This is a genomic window from Lebetimonas sp. JS032 (assembly GCF_000523315.1).
GTDB lineage: Bacteria > Campylobacterota > Campylobacteria > Campylobacterales > Nautiliaceae > Lebetimonas.
Genome location: NZ_ATHS01000003.1, coordinates 22,475 through 40,467, shown reverse-complemented (window position 1 = coordinate 40,467; position 17,993 = coordinate 22,475). Strand labels below are relative to the sequence as shown.

The window sequence follows — 17,993 nt, the reverse complement described above, 5'->3', positions numbered from 1 at the left end:
TTCTTTTTCAATCTCTTCAATTGTCACTGGATTTCCTGATTTTAATCTTCTTTTATATTCTTCAATGTTTAAAATACTCATGTGTAAATCCTTTACTTTTATTTTTTTATTTTATCATCTCTCAACATCTATATTAGGATTTACACACTATATCCGGATACTCTTATTGACATCTTTTTCAAAAGATGTATAGACTTCTTCCTATTCAAATTTAGAACACAAAAGAATAAGCAGAAAAAATAAAACTATTTTTTTCTGATATGAATTGACATTAAGACCTAATTACCTTTTAAGAGTTGAGGGTTGTGAATTTTTTGATATTTATAAAGTTTTGTAATTTGTTGTGGTATTTATTAAAGATTTGTTTGTTTTCTATTTCAAGTTTTCTGTTTTTACTTATTTTAAGATATTCATCCTCAATATCAATTCCCAAAAATTTCCTTTCTAACAAATTTGCAGCTATTCCGGTAGTGCTACTTCCGGTAAATGGATCTAAAACCCAATCTCCTCGTTTACTTGAAGCAAGAATTATTCTTGTTAATACGGATAACGGTTTTTGTGTTGGATGCTTTCCGCACGATTTTTCCCATTTTGCTATGGCTGGTAATGTCCAAACATCTTTCATTTGTTTACCAGCGTTGATTTCTTTCATCAATTCATAGTTAAAATAATGTGGAACTTTTGTATTTTTTCTCGCCCAGATGATTTGTTCTGTTGAGTGTGTAAAATAACGGCACGAAAAGTTTGGCGGTGGATTTGTTTTTTGCCAAGTAATTATGTTAAGAATTTTAAAATCTAATTCTGTTAAAATCTGTCCGATACTAAAAATATTGTGCATAGTGCCACTTATCCAAATAGTAGCGTCATCTTTCATTTTATCTCGAACAAGTTTTAGCCATCTGCGGTTAAAATCATTTATATATTCAAAACCTTTAGATTTATCCCATTTCCCTTTATTAACACTGGTAATTTTCCCGTTTTTTATGGTTAAACCATCGTTTGATAAAAAATATGGCGGATCGGCAAAAACCATATTAAAATTGCAATTAAAATGCTGTAATAATTCAAATACATCTCCGTGTAATAAGATAAATTTTTTATCTTTTGATTTAAAATAAGATTTAATCATTTTTAATTTTTTCTCTAAATTCTTCAATACTTTTCCACGACATCTCACGTCCTTCACCATTTGGATAGTTTACATCTTCTTGCCCCCAAATCCATTTATAAGCCTTTAACAGAGCTTCTGGACTTTCTCCAGTATTAAATTTTAATAGGTCAATTTCTTCTATAAATTCATTTGGTTCTTCACCATTTTTTACTCGTTCTAATAAATCAATAAGTTCGATAGTGAGTTTTTTATTCTCTTGCGATTTTTCTTCAATATCTTGGAATATCTGTTTATGTGTTATTTGCCATAATCCACTTTCTTTCGGATTATAAATAAAAACGAGAAAGTCTTCTTTTTTAGGTCGTCCGTAAACTGTCTTTCCACCAGGTTTTGTAATAACAATTTTATTTCCATTTTTTAATTGTTCGACTTCATAACCTCGGTATTCTATTTTTTCAAGAATTTTCACAAATTCTTCTCGTGATTTATTTTTTATCTCAATTTTCTTTAAATCAACAGAATGTGTGTAGTAGTTTTTTTTCATTCCAATATCCTTTTTAATACTCCGTTTCTTAACATTTCCAAATTCAAAAGATAATCCGCTTTATCAAAATATTCTCTCAATGGTTTTAAAGTTGATTTCCAGCCGGCTCCATCGGTTATCCAAATAAATTCAATGCCTTGGTTGTTCCAATAATCATTCATTCTAATATATTCAGTTGCAGTAGATTTAAGTTTGGAACCCCCGCCACCATAAAAATTAACCTCGATAAAATAAAGCTTACCGTTTTTGTTAACAGCAAAATCAATAATTCTTGATGACTTATCAACTTTAACATCAATATTCCATTTGTCTTTAATTTTCTTTGCGGTCGCTTGTGGCATATATTTAATGTTTAATTCTTTTGTTGTATCTCTTACAAACTCTTCCACAATATTTTCCATTAAAGTTCCTCCACGATTTTTTCTGCCATTACTATCCAAACCGACTTCAACACCGGTTGCATAATCAACCAAATTCTTAATTTTCTTATCTTTTAAAAGCTCTCCCAAGCCACTCTTTAATATAAAATCAGCAAATATTTTTATTTCAGTTTTTGAATAACTTTTTTTTGAAAAATTAAATTCCCTATAAATAAAATTTCTTGTATCTATCAAAACCTTCAAAGATTTGTTTCTAATTGCAAGAAGTAATGGAATTGCTTTAATTGTTTCTGGATATTTCTGCAATAAATCAATGATTTCTTTATGTAAATTCTTTTTACCAATAAGATAATTAAGTAGGTTCAATTCTTTTTCAATCGGCTCAATATTTTGTAAAACTTTTTTCCAGTTTACAAAATAATCCCATTGTGTAATCTTATCTTTAAAAGATGATGTAATCTCTTCAAAAAGTTCATCTTCTGTTTTATTGAGCAATTGACATAATTTTTTCATAAGCATTATTTGTAATTAACAATTCTGTTAATTCTCCTCTTTTATTTGGTTTTGAGTTAATATTCCTTCTTGCTAAAACTCTTTTTATCTTAAATTCACTATACAGCTCATCAAAGAAATTGTTATTTGAATCTTTTCCTTTAACATCTGAATTACTTAATATCCATTGATATCCGAGTAAATCAATTTTTTTACAGAATTTAGCAAGCCTTATTTGTTCGTTATCATCGAATTCATCTTTTACATAAGAATTAAAACTTGATGTTTTGCTTAAAGGTTTATAAGGTGGATCGAAATAAAACAGTGTATTTCCTTTTGCATATTTCAACGTTTCTTCAAAATCACCGTTTAATATAATTACTTTTTGAAGAACTTTATTTACGGCTCTTAAATTTTTTTCATCACAAATCATTGGTGTTTTATAACTTCCAATTGGCACATTAAATTCATTTTTTCTGTTAACACGATATAAACCGTTAAAACAAGTTCGATTAAGAAATATAAACAGTGCCGCTTGAATTGTTTTATCAGATTTTCTACTATTAAATAAAGTTCTCTTTGTATAATAGTATTCTTTTTTTTCTTCGGGTTTGTCTTTTAACAAATGGTATTCCTTTTCCCATATTTTTAAAATGGATATTAATTCTTCAACATTTTCTTTTATTGTTTTGTAAGCGTTGATTAAATCTGCATTTATATCATTGATTATCGCTTTTTTAATATTTTGGTATTTTTGTAAAATCCAAAACAGAACAGCACCTCCACCAACAAACGGCTCAATATATGTAAATTGAGTTTGTTTAATGTAATCAGGAATTAGATTATTAATTTCATCTAATAATTGTGTTTTCCCACCGGCCCATTTTATAAACGGTTTTACTATTTTATCTATTTGTTTTATATTATCCATCTGTGTTTTTTTTATTGTGCCTAACTTGTTCATATTCAAACTGTTTAGATATGATTTATTAGAAAGATAAGCAAAATGTTTGTATATGCTTCCCTCTAAATGAGCGTTATTTTTTGTTTTTTTATTCATATCTCGCATTCTCCTAAAGAAACTGTCAAATGAATTATTTTTATTCTAAAAGGTTTTTGTACTTACATGAATATAAATTTCATCATCGGTAAACTTTTGTGTCTATAAAAGTTTACTATTATTTAATATAACAAATATATCATAAAAAAAAGCAAAAATCAAATTCATTTTCATCCCAGATGTAGGTAAATCTCATTTGCTAATCCAAAATAGGAAAAAGAGTGTTTTATTCCTGTTTTCTGTAAATGAAACACCTACTTTTTAAGTTTTACCTCACAAAATGCTTATAAATTATATTTTTATTTTTCTAAAATTGAGGAAATCAGAGGAAATAGAAAAAAAATACAGGGATTATTTAGAAGCCCTTAAAAACCGCTGATTAATCCAATTGAATATTTTTTCTGTGATATCTTTGGACTATATCCGGGTCAGGATGGAGTGAAACTTTTGCCTTTTCTTTACCTTCATAAGGAATCTGGGAAAGCACATATCTGATACTTTCTAACCTTGCGGTTTTTTTATCATTGGAATTTACAATAATCCAAGGCGAATAGCTGGTATGTGTTTTGGAAAACATTTCCTCTTTATAATATGTTATCTGATCCCAAAGTTCCTGGGCTTTTTTATCAACAGGAGAGAGTTTCCACTGTTTTAATGGGTTCCTCATTCTCTCTTCAAATCTTCTTTTTTGGGTTTCTTTTGAAATAGAAAACCAAAATTTAATTAATATGATTCCGTCATCTATTAGGGCATTTTCCATTTCCGGGACTTCTCTGATGAATTTTTCATACTGCTCTTTTGTACAAAATCCGAAAACAGGCTCAACTATCGCCCTGTTGTACCAGCTTCTGTCAAAAAAAGCTATTTCACCGGGATCCGGCAAATGTCTGAAATATCTTTGAAAATAAAATTGCCCCGATTCAACTTCTGTAGGTTTTGGAAGAGCCACAACCCTGTATTTTCTTGGATTTAAATGCTCGGCAAATCTTTTAATAGCCCCGCCTTTTCCTGCGGCATCCCTTCCTTCAAAAATAATCATAACCCTTTTTTTATTTTCAAAAACCCAGTTTTGAAGTTTAATCAGTTCTATTTGTAATCTTATTAATTCCTCTTCATATTCAACTGTTTTTAAAATTTTTCTTAATTTTTTCTTTTTAACCAGCCCGCTGAGACCGGATTTTGTCCTTAATTTTCTAAATGCATCTTCAACCAAATTTATTTTTGTTTTTAATTCCGGATTTTCAATATTTTTTTTAAGCTCTTCTAAACTCTGCATTATCGTTTTCATTTTTCTCCTTGTTATTTAATATCTTTTATTTATTATAACACACAATTTATCCTAATTTGCTATAATTTTGTTAAAAAAGGTATATAATGTTCAGTAAAAGAATACAAAAACTTTCTCCCTCATTAACAATAGCAATTTCTCAAAAAGCAAGGGATTTAAAAGCCCAGGGCAGGGATATTTTGGCTTTCAGTGCGGGAGAACCTGATTTTGACACACCTGAAGTTATTAAATATGAAGCAATAAAAGCCATTACCGAAGGATTTACAAAATATACAAATGTTGCCGGAATTCCGGAACTTTTGGAAGCTATAAAAATAAAACTGAAAAGAGATAACCATTTGGACTACGAAATGGATGAAATAATAGTAAGCAACGGGGCAAAACAATCCCTTTTTAACATATTTGCAGCTATTGTGGATGAAGGTGACGAGGTAATAATCCCGGCTCCTTACTGGGTTACATATCCCGAGCTTGTAAAATATCATGGAGGGACACCTGTTATAATCCAGACAAATGAAAAAACAAATTTTAAAATAACGCCTGATATGTTAAAAAAAGCAATTACACCAAAAACAAAAGCATTAATGCTTACATCCCCGAGTAATCCCACAGGAAGCATATATTCAAAAAAAGAATTAAGTGCAATTGCCGAAATTTTAAAAGAAACGAATATCTGGGTTATAAGTGATGAAATGTATGAAAAACTCATTTATGAGGGAGAATTTGTTGCGGCGGCAAGTATAAATGAAGATATGTATAAAAGAACTGTTACTGTAAACGGCCTGTCTAAATCCCATGCAATGACAGGCTGGAGATTCGGATACTGTGCAAGTAAAAACAAAGAGCTTGTAAAAAAAATGATAACCCTTCAATCACAAAGCACATCAAATATAAACACAATAACACAAAAAGCGGCTATTCCGGCACTTCTTGGAAAAGCAGACGAAGATATAAAAAAAATGGTAAATGAATTTAAAAGAAGAAGAGATTTTGTATACGAGGCTTTCAATTCAATTGAGGGGCTCAGTGCCATAAAACCGCAGGGCGCTTTTTATATTTTTGTAAATCATAAAAAAATTGTAAACGATTCAATGAATTTTGCCCTTGATTTGCTTGAAGAAAAAGGCGTTGCCGTGGTTCCGGGACTTGGATTCGGAAGTGAGGGATATTTCAGATTTTCATTTGCAACCGATTTTGAAACTATAAACAAAGGCATAAAAAGAATAGAAGAATTTGTAAAAGAAATATTATGATTAGACATGTAGTTATTTTTAAAACAAAAAAAAATGCCCCCCTTTTGGAGTTTAAAAAACAAATAGAAAATTTAAAAAATCTGATTAAAGAAATTAAACATATAGAAGTGGGAATTGATATAAAATTTGATGAAAATTCCAGTGATTTTTGCGTAATTACCGAAGTGAAAAACATTGAAGATTTAAAAATTTACGCCACACATCCAAAACATTTGGAAATCATTGATTTCATAAAGCCTTTTATACTCGAAAGAAGAGTTGTGGATTATGAAACACACTAAAACAATAATTTTTCTTCTTTTTTTTATTTTTTTAGTTATTCTTGTTAATTCTTTTTCTGTAATATATTTAGTACAAAACAATCAAATAAAAAATGCATACATTATAAATAAACTGGGGCAAATAAGGGGAGGAACACAAAGATACTGCAAACTTGCGCTGATAGGAAAAGATAAAGAAAAAATCAAAGACGTAAAAAAATATATTGACAATAAATATTCAGATGTTGAAAACATCTATAAAGACATCATTCCATATGAAGCTATGGATTTTTTTAAGAAAAATTTTTACAGTTTAAAAAACAACTGGGAAAAAATAAAAAAAACTAAAAATAAAAACAAATTATATATTTTAAGCGAACAAAGCTGGGAAACGGCAGACCCTCTTGTAATTTATATAGCAAAGGCAATGGAGAATAAAACACAAAAAATTCTGTTTTTTATAATTTTAATATCCATAATTTCAGTACTTACAACACTTGTGAGTATTTATATTGTTTACAGTGTAATAAGTAAAAGTCTGAATATAAAAACACTTAAAAATCCTGTAAGTAAACTTTATAATTTATATCATCTGGAAGAAACTCTTAATGTTTTGCAAAACAGATATCAAAGATACGGGAAAAATTTTGCACTGCTGAAAATTATTTCTGAGAATATCCCCTCTGAAAAGACGATAAAAGAAATTTCTAAAATATTAAAAAACAATATAAGAAGAAGTGACAAAATTTATCATTATCAAAATAAAATTGTAATAATTTTTATAGAACCTGAAAAAATGGACTTAAATAAAACACAAAAAAGACTAACTGAATTGATTCAAAAAAAACTTAAAAATATAAAAGCTGAAATTATTATATATTCCGGAGAAGACATAAAAAGATTTATTTAGTCTTTTTCAGTTCACTGAACACATAAACAGTGGCTATAATTATCACACTCCCGAGTAAAATCAAACTTCCGAAGACAGCACTTTTATGCGCTTTTTCTCCGGTTCCAAATAAAAAACCTACCATTATTAAAAATCCGGTCCATATCAGATTTGCCGAAAAAGTAAGAGGAATAAACCATTTAAGCGGCATATGGGATAAACCGGCGGGAATAGAAATATACTGTCCAAGTCCAGGCGTAAGAGGAGCTAAAAAGGCGGAAATTTTTCCATGATTTTTCCAAAATTTTGTTACTTTTTCTATTACAGGTTTGTCTTTTAAGATTTTATTTACCAAAAATTTTGCCAAAAAATAATTTATAAGAGCGCCGCTTAAACTGCCGAGTGCAGCGCATAACCAAACACTGATCAGATTCATTTTACCTGTTGCCGCAAGATATCCGGCCGGCAGTAAAACAAGCTCACTTGGAACCGGTATAAAAGTGCCGACTAAAAGCATATAAAAATAAATACCTATATATCCTAAAGAATGAGCAAAATTCACCAAAAAGTTTATTATTTCATTTAACAACCTAAACCTTTAAATATCAAATTCTGCAACTAACGGCACATGGTCAGATGGAGTCGGTTTTCTTTTTCGCCTGATTTCGGTTAAAATTTCCACATCTTTAAATTTTTCAAAAAGAGGCTCACTCACCAATATATAATCAAGCCTGAGCCCTTCGTTTTTATAAACCGCGGCGCCTCTGTAATCGTAAAATGAAAAGACTTTTTCATTAGGATGTTTTTTTCTTATAACATCTATAAATCCGCTGTCTAAAAATTTAGACAAAATTGCCCTCTCTTCGGGTAAATGGGTCACTTCACCGTCCCAGATTTCTTCGTCCCAGACATCAAGAGATGTATGTGATATATTGAAATCACCGCATATTAAAACTTTTTGCTTGTTTAAATCAAATCGTTTCAAAAATTCAAACAGTTTATTATAAAAATAAATTTTATATTCAAACCTTTCGCCGTAATTGTCTCCCAGAGGCGCATAAATATTGATAATATGAATATTATTAATCAATGTATAAATAAATCTCGATTCGCTAAGTTCTCCCTCAAAACCTTTTTGATAATTTTCAATTTCAAAAACGCTGCATGTCGCCACACCGTTTAATTTTTTTTGACCGTGAATAATGCAGTGCATATTGTCGAATTTTGGAAAATTATCCTCTTCGGTTTTAATTTCCTGCATACATATAACATCCACATTATATTCATTTATAATATTTTTTACAATTTCTTCTCTTTGTCTTATAGAATTTACATTAAAAGTACATAATTTCATTTCACTCCTTATTACTCACTACTCACTACTCACTACTCACTATTTTATATTCCCATTTTACCGGGATTAAGTATTCCGTTTGGATCAAATGCATTTTTTATTCGTTTAAACAGATTCATTTCAGCCGCACTGAATGCAAGTTTCATAAAAGGAGCCTTGCTAAGACCTATTCCGTGCTCCCCGCTGAGTGTACCCTCAAGTGAAATAACAAGTTTAAAAATTTCTTCCACCGCTTTATAACCCTTTTTAACCTCATCTTCATTTTCACCGTCAACCATTACATTTACATGGATATTTCCGTCCCCGGAATGCCCAAAACAGGGAATTGTTACATTATATTTTTTCCCTATTTCCTCTATTCCTTTTAGTGCATCCGGAAGTTTACTCCTTGGAACGGATATATCTTCATTTAATTTTTTACTTCCGTATATTGTAATAGACTGACTTGCATTCCTTCTTGCAAACCATATTTCTTCTGATTTTTCTTTATCTGCCGTTGCAATAAATTCTTTAGCCCCGTTTTGCTTAAATGATTTTTCCAAAATTTTTAATTGATAATCAATTTCTTCCTCGACATTCCCGTCAACATCGCCTACAAGTAAAGCCCCGGCCCATTCAGGCAGATTAACCCCTAATTTTTCCCTCAGCGCTTTTACAACAAGAGAATCCATAAATTCCATGGCAACAGGAACAGCCCCGGATGAAAGGGATTTATAAACGGCATTCATTGCATCTACCACATTTTCAAAAATTCCCATATATGTTTTTTTCATTTTAGGCTTTGGACGCAGTTTCAGCGTTATTTCCGTCAATACGGCCAAAGTTCCTTCGCTTGCTATTAATATTCCCGCCACATTATATCCGGCTACATCTTTTATTGTCCTTTTCCCTGCCCTTATAATATCTCCGTTTGGTAAAACAGCCCTGAGACACATTACATAATCTTTTGTAAGTCCGTATTTTGCAGCTCTCATCCCGCCTGCATTTTCAGCCACATTTCCGCCTATTGTGGAATAATCCATACTTGCGGGATCCGGCGGATAAAAAAGACCCTTTTTTTCCACTTCTTTTTGAAGCTCTGAATTAATAACACCAGGCTGTACAACAGCAACCATATCTTTTTCGTCAATTTCAATTATTTTATTCATATATTTTTCCACAGCCAGTATAATCCCTCCGTTTACCGGAAGCGCCCCGCCTGTAAATCCGCTTCCCGCACCTCTTGGAATTACAGCTATTTTATTATTATTGCAATATTTTAAAATGTCACTCACTTCTTTTTCATTTTCAGGAAATATTACCGCATCTGGGTAAAAATGTTCTTTTGTGGCATCATAGGAATACGCCCTTAAATGAGCTTTGTCTGTTTTGATATCATCATCACCCACAATGTTTTTTAAATTCTCTATATGTCTGCTTTCAATCATTTTATTCCTTTATTAAACTTTTGTAATATTTGGCATACGAACCGATACTTTGTTTAAACAGATTTTTAACTTTTGAAAAAACATTTCCCTCTATATGAAAATTTGGATAGGTTACAAAAAAAGGCTCGGTGTATTTATAATTTTTTTCAGCTGAAAACTCTTTTATGGCATAAAAGCTGTATGAATCCACAAGATATATTTTATCCAAAACAAAAGCATACAAACCTATATCCATCTTTTTTGCAAAATTTATAAAATCATCCCTAGTCGGATTTTCTTCCAAAAATGTCGCAAAAATATCAGGAGAAATCAGTGTTTTATTTTTAAATAACTCTTTGGCTTTTAAATAACTTTGCTGATTTGGGGCGATAATCATTATTCTGTTGTAATTTTTTGCCAGGATGATTTTATCACCGGGTTTTGGTATGGCTACAGGAAGAGCGAAAGAGTCGTTTTCCAAATTATCATAAACACTTAATTTACCTTCGGTGCCAAAAAGTGTGGCCTTCGCACAAATTATATTTTTATTTTCATAAGGACACAAAACTATTCCGCTTACACCTTTTTTTACATATTTGTCTACACTTATTTTATCATTTTGTATACTTTTAATTGTAACTTCATAACCCATTAAAGAGCTTATTAAAACAAATAAGATTAAAATCCTCTTCATTAAAAACCTTTTTTTGGTACAATTATATCAAAAAGGAAACTGATGCAATATGATATTTTGGTAATTGGCAGCGGAATTGCAGGAATGATGGCTGCCATTGAAGCAAAAGAACTTGGAAGCAATGTTGCAATTGTTACAAAAAAATCTCCTATGGCCAACAATTCATTTATGGCAAAAGGCGGAATAAACGCCGCTCTTAATAATATGAAAGACGGAGATTCAATTGAACATCACATAGAAGACACATTAAAAAGCGGTATAGGACTGGCGGAAGAAGAAGCAGTCAGAATTTTTTGCGAAAACGCTCCTCAGGTAATCAGAAATCTGCACAGAAAATACAAAGTTCCTTTTACCACACTTCCCGATGGAAGACTTGCCCAAAGACCCTTTGGCGGAACAAAATTCAAAAGAACATGTTTCTCAGCCGATGCTACAGGTCCCGCAATTATGAAAGCACTGAGTAAAACAATAAAAGAACTTGATATTCCGAGTATTACAAATCATTTTGCAATTAATTTATTAATAAACGATGGGAAAGTTGCAGGGGCCACATTTTTAGATGAAACCAATGAAGAAATAAAAATAATAAAAGCAAAAGCGGTTATAGTCGCAACAGGAGGATATGCGGGGCTTTACAGAGGATATACTACAAATATTACAGACGCGACGGGCGACGGAGTAGCAATGGGGCTTAGAGCCGGGCTGGAAGCCATGGATTTGGAATTTATACAATTTCATCCGACAGGTCTTGAAGGGACAAACTATTTAATTTCCGAGGCTGCAAGAGCGGAGGGAGGAAAACTTATAAACAGCGACGGGAAAGAATTTGTAGATGAACTCAATACAAGAGATTTTGTTACCCGTGCAATAGTAAAACAATTAAATAAAGGCAAAAAAGTATATCTGGATTTGACAATGATAGATGAAGAGATAATAAATACAAAACTTATTAATCTTAAAAAAAGAGTTAAATCACTAAAAGGAATAGATATAAGCAAAGAGCCGATTCCTTTAAATCCGTTAGCCCATTATACCATGGGGGGTATTAAAACGGACACATTCGGTTTTACAAGCATAGAAGGTGTTTTTTATGCCGGAGAAGCGGGAAATAACGGTGTAAACGGTGCAAACAGGCTTGGAGGCAATTCTTTAAGTGAAGGGGCTGTATTTGGAAAAATCACAGGATACGAAGCCGTTAAATATTCTTTCAGGCAAAAAACATTTGTCGACATACCGGATGATACAATACAAAAAGACATAGAATTAATAAACAAATTAAAAAGTACAAAAATAGATGCAAAAAAAATAAAACATGAAATAGGCGAACTGTTATTTAAAAAAGTAGGTATTTTAAGAAACGGATATGCAATAAAAAAAGCACTCGAAAAATTAAAAACCATCAAAAATTCTTTAAATGGAAATGATGAAAAAAATTCAAATTTAAAAGAAAAATTGGAATGTGTAAATGCAATTGATATTTCTAAAGCCTTGGCAAAAGCGGCACTTTACAGGGAAGAAAGCAGAGGTGCCCATTTCAGACTTGATTATCCTGAACAGGATTATTCATTTACTCATCACACTGTTACAAAAATAGAGGAATAATCCTCTTATATTTGTATTACTTTTATTTTATCAGTATTTAAACTTCTGTTGAGCTCATCTTCTATACCCATTAATGTCATCATTCCGCTAGCACATGAAGCACATGCCCCGAGATATCTTACATACACTTCAAATTTATCGCCGTTTTCCTTTACATCAATGAGTTCCAGACTTCCTCCGTCCATTGCTAAAGCCGGTTTTATTTTTTTATCAAGTATCTCTTCAACCGCTTTAATTTTTTTAACCAGACTCATATCTTCAAATTTTTGAGACTCAGCCCCTTTTTGAAGTTTTTCTTTTTTCATTTCTTCTTGTACTTCTTTTATAATATCCACCAGATAAACATCCCTTTCTTCATGTCCCCCGGGTGCTACACAGCTTTTGCAATATGTACCTGCGTCAGTATATTTTTGAAGCTCTTCTACGCTTTTTACATTATGTTTTCTTACTATTTCTTCGATTTCCCCTCTTGTGACTCTTGCACATTCACAGACTATTTCACTGTTTTTAAGTTTTTTTGCATCTTCGCCTTTATATTTGGCTGCCGCTTCAATAATTACATCATACGCCATTACGCTGCAGTGCATTTTCTGAGGTGGAAATGCGGGTTTGTCCGGTTCGTCCCTCAATGCTTTTTCAACATCCAGATTTGTAATTTTCATAGCCTCATCCACTGTTTTACCGATGGTAAGTTCTGTCATCATATCCGAAGAGGCTATCGCCGTTCCGCATCCGAAAGATTTAAATCTCGCATCAATTATTTTATCTGTATTAGGATCAACCAGCCAGTAAAGTCTTACACTGTCCCCGCACGCTTCACTTCCAAAATCGGCAACCACCAATTTTGCCCCTCTTTTTTTAGCGTCTTCTTCACTGAATTCTCCCAAAAATTTCGGATTATTCATTCTTTCAATCACTTTATTTGAATACTGTTCCCAGACATTTCCGGTTATTAAATCGTTTCTACCCATTATTACTCCTTGTATAAAAATTTAAATTCAATTTGTGCGAATAAATTCGTAACTTCTAAAACATATTCATATTGGAGATAAGGCTTTAGTCTCATATAATTATTAGCGAATAAATTCGCTTTTCCATTCACTACTCACCACCCCGCCGCTTTTCAAGCGGCCGGGCAGGCTCACAACTCACTACTCACTACTCACTATTAATTAGGTTTCACCTTGGCATATGACATTGATATGCTTCTTAGTCTCTCAACAATTTTTGGTAACTTTTCTATTACATAATCTATTTCTTCTTCAGTCGTAAATCTGCTTAATGAAAAAATTATACCGGTATGTGCTATTTCAGGGTCTTCCCCCAAAGCCTCAAGCACTTCGCTTCCTTCAAGCCTTTCACTTGAGCAGCTGCTTCCTGTTGCAGCATATATTTTATTTAAATTCAAATCCCATAGCATAGCTTCACCTTCAATTCCCTTAAATGATGCAATTACACTGTTTGGAAGCCTCTGTTTTTTATCTACATATGTTTTAGTGTCAGGAATTTGTAAAATTGCATCTTCAAGTTTATCTCTGAGTGAAGAAACTTTTGTGTACATTTCATCCAAATGCTCATTTGCCAATCTTAAAGCTTCAGCCATTGCAACCATTCCGTTTAAGTATACACTGCCTCCTCTTTTTCCTCCCATTTGATTTCCCCCGTGTATCAAATTGACAAAAGGAGCGCCTTTTTTAATATATAATCCTCCAATTCCTTTTGGTCCGTGAAATTTATGAGCCGAAAATGTAAAATAATCAACTCCGAGTTCTCTTACATTAACCCTCGATTTTCCTATAGCCTGGGCTCCGTCACAGTGAAAAGGGATATTATATTTTTTTGCTATTTCTCCAATCTCTTTAATAGGTTGAATCGCACCGCTTTCATTACTTGCAAATAATACACTAATAAGAGCAGTATCATCTCTTATTGCATCAACCAGTTCATCAAGCCTTATTCTTCCGTTTTCATCGGTATAAAGATATGTAACCTCCATCCCCAAAGTTTTTGCATAAGCACATGGCGCTTTTATTGAGCTGTGTTCTGCAATAGTTGTAATTATATGTTTTTTTTCACTTCCTTTAAGATAGGCATCCAAAAAAGTTTTAATAACGGCATTGTTTCCCTCCGTTGTGGAAGAGGTAATTAAAATATCGTCTTCGTCACTTGCGCCAATTCCGGGATAAATAATGTCATATGCTTTGTTCATGGCCTCTCTTGCCTCTATTCCCAAATCATAAATAACATTTACATTCCCGAAAATATCGCTGCTTTGGCAATATATCTTTTTTACTTTTTCATCCATTGGTGTTGTGGAATTATTATCCAAATATACTTTCATTTTACACCCTTATTATAAGTTTTTCTTATTGTAATATAAAGAAGGTAAAAAAAAATTGACATATATCAAGAAAAAATAAAAAATCAATCTTTTTTTAGAAGTTTTGAAAGAATTGCTTGCAGTTTCAACCAGCTTTTATGGGGCATTAAAGGAAATCCTCCGTAAATTCCGGGATTTTTTATAGTTTTTGTAACACCTCCTCTTGCTGCAATTGTAGTAAACGGAGCAATTTCAAGATGACCGGCGGTTGCACTCTGTCCGCCCATTATGACATTTCTTCCAAGTTTGGAAGAACCTGAAAGCCCGACTTGTGAAACCAAAATGGAATATTCGCCTATTTCACAGTTATGTCCTATTTGAACAAGATTATCTATTTTAGAACCTTTTTTTATCAGTGTTTCACCAAATACCGCTCTGTCAACAGTGGTATTTGCCCCTATTTCAACATCATCTTCTATTACAACTTTTCCTAAATGGTATATTTTTATATGTTTTCCTTCTTTTGTATGCGCATATCCAAATCCGTCGCTTCCTATAACGCTTCCTGCGTGAATTATTACGTTTTTACCTATTTTTGTATTCCTGTAAATAGTTACATTCGGGTATATTATACTTCCCTCATCTATTTCAACGTAAGGTCCTATTACGGCATTTGGCATAACTACAACATTTTTGCCTATTCTTGCACCTTTTCCAATCCTAACGGAACTGTCCACTAACGCATCTTTATTTATCTGATATCCTCCGTTTTCCCATGGGGCAAAAACAAACAATTTTGTAAGAAGGGCCAGTTTTAAATACGGTTCTTCTGTAATTAAAGGAATTATATTTTGAGGTAATTTTTTGGCATCTTCCTCTCTTACTAAAACAGCCCCCGCTTTTGTATTTTTTAAAAATTTTTCATATTTTTTATTTTCCAAAAAACTTATTTCATTTTTCCCTGCGTCATGCAAAGTATTTATTCCAATAATTTTTTTATCACTGTCCGGACAGTCAATATCCAAATATTTACATATTTCTTTTAAATTAAACTCTTTAATCTCATTTGCCATTTTACATTCTTTTGCCATATTTTTACTTTCCTATTTTTATTTTTTCATATCCATTATTTATTATTCCTTTATCCTTTCTATTCACTATTCACTACTCACTATTTTATCTTTCAATTACACTGACACCGCTTCTGACAATATCAACAGGTTTAAATCTTTTAATTGCCTTTAAAAAATTATCAATTCTCTCGGGTCTGTCAACAACACTTACAATCACATGCTTTTCCCCGACATTGCTTATACTTCCGTTATAACATCTGGCAAGTGCGTCGATATCTGAGAGGTTGTTTTCTATCGAAAATTTAACCATTGTCATTTCTTTTTCTATAAAATCACTGCTTTCAATTACTTTATAAACCGGAATCAACTTATAAAGCTGCTTAACAATCTGTTCAAACACTTTTGGATCACCTTCACTCATTATTGTCATTCTTGAAAACCCGGTATTTGGAATCGGGGCTACAGTCAATGATGTAATATTATATCCCCTTGCAGCAAACATATTCACCACTCTTGCCAAAACTCCGTGTTCATTTTCAACTATTACAGATATTATTCTTTTCATTTGTCTTCCTTAAATACAAGCATATTTTTAAGAGGGCTGTTAGGCGGCACCATTGGAAGCACATCTTCCCTTCTGTCAACCTGAACATCAATAAATGCCACTTTATTTTGAGTTAAAGCGTCGTTTAATGCATCGATAAATTCATCTTTTTTACTAACCCTGTAACCTACTGCGCCCATACTCTCGGCAAGTTCTACAAAATCGGCCTGAACATCACTTAAATCGGTTTCACTAAGTCTGTCATTATAAAACATACTCTGCCACTGTCTTACCATTCCAAGATAATTATTATTCAAAATAATATTTATTACAGGCAGATTATATTTGTATCCTGTTAAAACTTCCTGGATATTCATCATAATACTTCCGTCACCGCTGAAATTAACAACCAGTTTTTCATTAACCCCTCTTTTAGCTCCAAGCGCTGCCGGAAAACCGTATCCCATTGTTCCCAAACCTCCGCTTGTAATCATCTGTCTTGGCTTTGTAAACGGATAAAACTGGGCAGCCCACATCTGATGTTGACCGACATCTGTAGTAATTATTGCGTCTTCGGGAACAATTTCACCGGTTTTTTGTATTACCCATTGAGGTTTTATCACTTCATCGCTGTCATTGTAAGCCAAAGGGTAAAGTTCTTTATATCTGTTTAAAATTTCGCGCCATTCTTCAAACTTTTCAGGTTTTACACCCTCTACCAAAAACGGCATCATATCTTCGAGTACTAATTTTAAATCCCCTACTATAGGATATTTAGTCTTAACCACTTTACCTATTTGACTGGGGTCTATATCAATATGAACAATATCTGCATTTTTAGCGAATTCGTCTATTTTTCCTGTAACCCTGTCATCAAATCTGGCCCCTAAGGAAATTATCAAATCGGCATCATTCATAGCCATATTTGCAGCAAATGTCCCATGCATTCCAACCATTCCAAGTAAATAAGGACAGTTATATCTTAAAACACCTCTTGCCATTAATGTCTCGACTGCCGGTATTTTTGTTATTTTGACTATTTCTCTTATAATATCAGCCGCTGTGCTGAGTACTGCACCACCGCCTATATAAAATACAGGTTTTTTTGCTTTTTTAATGGCTTCTGCAGCTCTTTTAATAGCTCTTGCATTGCCTTTATATGTAGGTTTATAAGTTATTAAATCTATTTTTTCAGGATATTTAAAAAATGTTTTGGCGGCGGTTACGTCTTTTGGAATATCTATATGTACAGGTCCAGGTCTTCCGCTTCTTGCAAGATAAAAAGCTTCTTTAATAACATATGCTAAATCTTCTACGTTTTTTACTAAAAAGTTATGTTTTGTAACAGGTCTTGTAATTCCGACAGCGTCAACTTCTTGGAATGCATCGGTACCGATTGCGAAAGTCGGCACCTGCCCCGAAATAATTACAAGAGGAATAGAATCTGCATACGCAGTTGCAATTCCTGTTATTGCATTTGTAATTCCGGGACCGCTCGTAACCATTGAAACCCCTACTTTACCCGTGGCCCTTGCATAACCGTCCGCCATATGAACGGCACCCTGTTCGTGTTTGGCTAAAATATGCTGAAAAGATTTCTGTTTATAAATTTCGTCATAAACATTCATTATTGCCCCGCCCGGATATCCGAAAACAACCTCAACATTTTCTTTTATCAAACTCTCTATTACCATTTGAGCACCCGTCATTTTCATTTACTGCC

18 protein-coding genes are annotated in these 17,993 nt (G+C 32.5%); 4 read left to right on the top strand and 14 right to left on the bottom strand.

Translation table 11 applies throughout. The features are described 5' to 3' along the window. Positions 1–289: 289 nt before the first annotated feature. The 5 genes from DZ65_RS0109250 to ppk2 form a co-directional block, all read right to left on the bottom strand. Complete coding sequence (locus DZ65_RS0109250; protein WP_024791633.1) at positions 290–1,129, bottom strand: site-specific DNA-methyltransferase; 840 nt, start codon at positions 1,127–1,129, stop codon at positions 290–292. Beyond that, positions 1,122–1,655: a hypothetical protein gene (locus DZ65_RS0109245; protein WP_024791055.1), complete on the bottom strand. Its 534-nt coding sequence runs from the start codon at positions 1,653–1,655 to the stop codon at positions 1,122–1,124. Before DZ65_RS0109245 ends, DZ65_RS0109250 begins: the two co-directional genes overlap by 8 nt. Then, positions 1,652–2,548, bottom strand: coding sequence for a type II restriction endonuclease (locus tag DZ65_RS0109240; RefSeq protein WP_024791632.1), 897 nt, complete (start codon positions 2,546–2,548; stop codon positions 1,652–1,654). Before DZ65_RS0109240 ends, DZ65_RS0109245 begins: the two co-directional genes overlap by 4 nt. Next, the gene (locus DZ65_RS0109235; RefSeq protein WP_035907623.1) at positions 2,520–3,458 is read right to left on the bottom strand and encodes a DNA adenine methylase; all 939 of its coding nucleotides are present in this window, start codon (positions 3,456–3,458) and stop codon (positions 2,520–2,522) included. The genes DZ65_RS0109240 and DZ65_RS0109235 overlap by 29 nt, the downstream gene beginning before the upstream one ends. 508 nt (positions 3,459–3,966) lie before the next feature. Next, entirely contained in the window at positions 3,967–4,875 is a 909-nt protein-coding gene (gene ppk2, locus DZ65_RS0109225; RefSeq protein ID WP_024788331.1) for a polyphosphate kinase 2, read from the bottom strand. A gap of 86 nt (positions 4,876–4,961) precedes the next feature. On the opposite strand from ppk2, the gene DZ65_RS0109220 reads away from it, so the two are divergent. The 3 genes from DZ65_RS0109220 to DZ65_RS0109210 are packed head-to-tail and all read left to right on the top strand — an operon-like array spanning position 4,962 to position 7,298. Beyond that, positions 4,962–6,128, top strand: a complete 1,167-nt coding sequence (locus DZ65_RS0109220; protein ID WP_024791631.1) for a pyridoxal phosphate-dependent aminotransferase — start codon at positions 4,962–4,964, stop codon at positions 6,126–6,128. Further along, the gene (locus DZ65_RS0109215) at positions 6,125–6,409 is read left to right on the top strand and encodes a Dabb family protein (protein ID WP_024788329.1); all 285 of its coding nucleotides are present in this window, start codon (positions 6,125–6,127) and stop codon (positions 6,407–6,409) included. The genes DZ65_RS0109220 and DZ65_RS0109215 overlap by 4 nt, the downstream gene beginning before the upstream one ends. Next, the gene (locus DZ65_RS0109210; RefSeq protein WP_024791630.1) at positions 6,396–7,298 is read left to right on the top strand and encodes a hypothetical protein; all 903 of its coding nucleotides are present in this window, start codon (positions 6,396–6,398) and stop codon (positions 7,296–7,298) included. The genes DZ65_RS0109215 and DZ65_RS0109210 overlap by 14 nt, the downstream gene beginning before the upstream one ends. On the opposite strand, the gene DZ65_RS0109205 is transcribed toward DZ65_RS0109210, so the two are convergent. Genes DZ65_RS0109205 through DZ65_RS10475 form a run of 4 tightly spaced genes read right to left on the bottom strand, consistent with a single transcriptional unit; the run spans position 7,291 to position 10,731 of the window. Further along, positions 7,291–7,866 carry a DedA family protein gene (locus DZ65_RS0109205; protein WP_024790399.1) on the bottom strand — a complete coding sequence of 192 codons (576 nt, stop codon included), beginning with the start codon at positions 7,864–7,866 and terminating at the stop codon, positions 7,291–7,293. The two genes, DZ65_RS0109210 and DZ65_RS0109205, sit on opposite strands and share 8 nt — an antisense overlap. 9 nt (positions 7,867–7,875) lie before the next feature. After that, positions 7,876–8,631: an exodeoxyribonuclease III gene (gene xth, locus DZ65_RS0109200; RefSeq protein WP_024788326.1), complete on the bottom strand. Its 756-nt coding sequence runs from the start codon at positions 8,629–8,631 to the stop codon at positions 7,876–7,878. A gap of 44 nt (positions 8,632–8,675) precedes the next feature. Continuing rightward, positions 8,676–10,058, bottom strand: a complete 1,383-nt coding sequence (locus DZ65_RS0109195) for an FAD-binding oxidoreductase (RefSeq protein WP_024791629.1) — start codon at positions 10,056–10,058, stop codon at positions 8,676–8,678. Between the two features lies 1 nt (position 10,059). Next, positions 10,060–10,731: a plasminogen-binding N-terminal domain-containing protein gene (locus DZ65_RS10475; protein WP_024788324.1), complete on the bottom strand. Its 672-nt coding sequence runs from the start codon at positions 10,729–10,731 to the stop codon at positions 10,060–10,062. A 42-nt stretch (positions 10,732–10,773) separates the two neighbouring features. Here DZ65_RS10475 and DZ65_RS0109185 point away from each other — a divergent pair, with 42 nt between their 5' ends. Continuing rightward, entirely contained in the window at positions 10,774–12,333 is a 1,560-nt protein-coding gene (locus DZ65_RS0109185; protein ID WP_024791628.1) for an L-aspartate oxidase, read from the top strand. Between the two features lie 5 nt (positions 12,334–12,338). On the opposite strand, the gene DZ65_RS0109180 is transcribed toward DZ65_RS0109185, so the two are convergent. The 5 genes from DZ65_RS0109180 to DZ65_RS0109160 form a co-directional block, all read right to left on the bottom strand. Beyond that, on the bottom strand, positions 12,339–13,304 hold the full coding sequence (locus DZ65_RS0109180) for an iron-sulfur cluster assembly scaffold protein NifU (protein ID WP_024791627.1): 966 nt from the start codon (positions 13,302–13,304) through the stop codon (positions 12,339–12,341). 197 nt (positions 13,305–13,501) lie between these two features. Then, complete coding sequence (locus DZ65_RS0109175) at positions 13,502–14,674, bottom strand: cysteine desulfurase family protein (protein ID WP_024788321.1); 1,173 nt, start codon at positions 14,672–14,674, stop codon at positions 13,502–13,504. Positions 14,675–14,757: 83 nt separating this feature from the next. Then, positions 14,758–15,744: a UDP-3-O-(3-hydroxymyristoyl)glucosamine N-acyltransferase gene (lpxD, locus tag DZ65_RS0109170; RefSeq protein WP_024791626.1), complete on the bottom strand. Its 987-nt coding sequence runs from the start codon at positions 15,742–15,744 to the stop codon at positions 14,758–14,760. A gap of 85 nt (positions 15,745–15,829) precedes the next feature. Beyond that, positions 15,830–16,291, bottom strand: a complete 462-nt coding sequence (gene ilvN / locus DZ65_RS0109165) for an acetolactate synthase small subunit (RefSeq protein ID WP_024791625.1) — start codon at positions 16,289–16,291, stop codon at positions 15,830–15,832. Next, positions 16,288–17,985, bottom strand: a complete 1,698-nt coding sequence (locus tag DZ65_RS0109160; protein ID WP_024791624.1) for an acetolactate synthase large subunit — start codon at positions 17,983–17,985, stop codon at positions 16,288–16,290. The genes ilvN and DZ65_RS0109160 overlap by 4 nt, the downstream gene beginning before the upstream one ends. Positions 17,986–17,993: the final 8 nt, after the last annotated feature.